This is a genomic window from Ruminiclostridium hungatei, assembly GCF_002051585.1.
Lineage (GTDB): Bacteria > Bacillota > Clostridia > Acetivibrionales > DSM-1351 > Ruminiclostridium > Ruminiclostridium hungatei.
In genome coordinates this window covers 1-606 of the sequence record NZ_MZGX01000091.1, presented here as the reverse complement: position 1 = coordinate 606, position 606 = coordinate 1, and the positions used below count along the sequence as shown (strand labels likewise).

At 42.6% G+C, this 606-nt stretch carries 2 protein-coding genes; both read left to right on the top strand.

Annotated features, from left to right (window positions below; all coding sequences use genetic code 11):
• Positions 1-7: 7 nt before the first annotated feature.
• Positions 8-148: a helix-turn-helix domain-containing protein gene (locus tag CLHUN_RS22950; RefSeq protein WP_422785077.1), complete on the top strand. Its 141-nt coding sequence runs from the start codon at positions 8-10 to the stop codon at positions 146-148.
• Positions 87-606 (top strand): DDE-type integrase/transposase/recombinase (locus CLHUN_RS22645; RefSeq protein ID WP_422785076.1); only part of this gene is annotated, 520 nt, incomplete at its 3' end. The genes CLHUN_RS22950 and CLHUN_RS22645, both read left to right, overlap by 62 nt.

The window sequence follows — 606 nt, the reverse complement described above, 5'->3', positions numbered from 1 at the left end:
TAAAAAGGTGGAAGAAATCCATATAGAAAGTCCAGACAAGGGATATCGACGTATCAATGATGACCTGCGACACGACCATAACATTCATGTTAATGACAAAAGAATATTACGTATCTGCCGCACAAGAGATATTAAGGTCCACAATTAAGTACAACAACCATGGCTGCACGAGGTCGGCAAAGAATCCGCAGTATCTCGCAGAAAATCTGCTTGACCGTAAGTTCCACGCCTCAAAACCAAACGAAAAGTGTCTTACAGACGTTACGGAATTCAAGTGGTACGAAGCGTTTACAGTACACAAGGTCTATCTCAGTGCCATTTTAGACCTTTACGATAGACGTATTGTATCTTTTATGATCAGTGAGCGTAATGAGAACGCACTCGTATTCAAGACAGTTGATAAAGCTATTAGAACAAATCCGAATACACATTCACTGTTTCACAGTGACAGAGGCTTTCAGTATACAAACCGGACATTCCATCATAAACTCGAAAAAGCTGGCATGACGCAAAGCATGTCCCGTGTGGCACATTGCATCGACAACGGCCCCATGGAAGGATTCTGGGGCATACTGAAGCGCGAACGCTATTATGGAAGACGTTTTA